Raw genomic sequence first — 1883 nt, forward strand, 5'->3', positions numbered from 1 at the left:
GTGGGTGTCTTCTTTAATTTTAATTGGCGTGACCAAAAAATCGGCGAAACGCGACCAGAAAAAGAAAAGCCCCAGCAAGTGTGCAGGGGCTTTTAACTAGGTACCTTATATATTTAACGTGACAAAAATGGAGCGTCCATATATGTCATGTTTATTCTACAGTTCAGATTCTAGTTGCATCCTACTTTTATGCGGTTCAAGTCGCTCAATATCTCTTATGGCTCCAGTGAACAACCCGAAATGACCAAATTCATCAGCTTTGAATACTCCTCTAATCAGCACATACCCTCGCTTAATTTTTTCTTTACTATTCGGCTTGATATCTACCCAAATGGAATTTTTCAATATCGCTTGTTCAAAATCTGATTTATGTGCATAAACTGCATTCTCTTCAAACTCTAAATTCAAAAAGCCTATAAATTGAACTTTTTTGTCATGATATTTATCAGGAGTAGCTAACAATGCATATATAGACACCGAAGTGAATCCAATATCAAGGCCAGAAGCACTAGCTTTTTTTGTATTAATGAATGACACTAACAATAAGAGAGCTAATATCATTTTAAGTTGGTAAATTCTACTCATAATCAACCTATTTAAAGTTACATTTCCCTTCACACACCTGAATGTTTGATGCAGTTCTAGATCTCAAAATTAAAGCAGGTACAATTGGTTTACCCGGTCTCATGCCAGATAGGTATGAATACTTAAACCATTCATACTTTTGGAACATCATTATATCACCCAGTGAAAAATTCAGCCCATCAGGGTGAGTATGCCACACAGCAACAGCACCTTCGACCTGCCCTTTATAGGTAGACTTCCACCAACTCAACTTCTGTGAATCGTAGTCCGTATGGATATTAGCACCATAAAATTTGTCGCTACCTTCAATACTAAAAATTTGGGAACCGAACTCGACACCATATTGCTCAGCTATTGGATGAACATTATCGTGATACCAACCAGCAGCTTTATCTACTGATTCGAAGCCTCCGGCATCGTTTATAGTGTCTAACTTACCTTGAAGAGCATTTACTTTTTTATCGAGAGCTGTTTTTTGCTCTGGAGTTAGCGCTCCTCCCGCTCCTGGAGAATCTGAATTCAATGGTTTTCGCCCCCAATCCGCCCTCAACGCAGCTGCAAAAGCCGAACTAAACGCGCCATTGGCAAACTTTCCGCCGGTCACTTTTGAAACTGTACCTCCAACAATAGCACCGACTAAAACCTGACCAACTGGATTCCGAATTCCTCTACCAACTCCACCTGCGGCAGCGCCTAATCCTGCGGAAAAGAAGCCATGGCCAAAATTTCCCCCCATTAACTTAGAAGTCGCACCACCAATCACTGCACTAGCAGCAATCGCCCCTATACCTTCTCCACCTGGCATTGCGGCTGCTGAAAAGCCTGCTAATAAGCCTTTATTCAGGCTGCCTGTAACAGCAAAGGTAGAGCCCGCACTATATGCCGCCGTTGCAGCAGCGGCACACCACCCCTGACAGCCAGGAATAAAGTTAAGACCAACAGTGATCATGGTGTTAAGCCAAGGTACCTTGCCAACAGCACGAAGCATTTGCCAGGTTCCCGTCGCCTTCATTGCACCTTTAAGAAGCTTCTTAAACAAATACCCACTCGGATCTGTATAACTCAATGGATTATTCAACACATAAGAATAAGCATTGTAATTCTGAAGATTCTCCGGCGCTTGCACAAACGGATCTGCCTGCATAAATCGGCCTGTGTCTGCATCGTAAACCCGACCATTCATATGAAGGATGCGGTTGTCGTCTCCTAGTGCCACGGGCTCGTGCCCCGTATAACTGCGCAGGTTACGCGGTATCGTACCAAATAAACCACTTAGGTGGTCACTGACATAATGCTCA

Annotated in this window: 2 protein-coding genes; both read right to left on the reverse strand. The window is 42.9% G+C overall.

From position 1 onward, the window contains the following. Nucleotides 1–156 precede the first annotated feature (156 nt). Nucleotides 157–585 (reverse strand): hypothetical protein, encoded by a 429-nt coding sequence (locus N482_RS04960; RefSeq protein ID WP_063376024.1) that lies wholly within the window; start codon nt 583–585, stop codon nt 157–159. 7 nt (nt 586–592) lie between these two features. Then, the coding region (locus tag N482_RS04965; RefSeq protein ID WP_331245810.1) for an RHS repeat-associated core domain-containing protein at nt 593–1883 on the reverse strand (1291 nt) is incomplete at its 5' end.

Source organism: Pseudoalteromonas luteoviolacea NCIMB 1942 (genome assembly GCF_001625595.1).
Classification (GTDB): Bacteria; Pseudomonadota; Gammaproteobacteria; order Enterobacterales; family Alteromonadaceae; genus Pseudoalteromonas; species Pseudoalteromonas luteoviolacea_A.

Excerpts from the sequence above, each read along its gene's own strand:
- N482_RS04960 (WP_063376024.1), bottom strand. The coding sequence starts at position 585 with ATGAGTAGAATTTACCAACTTAAAATGATATTAGCTCTCTTATTGTTA.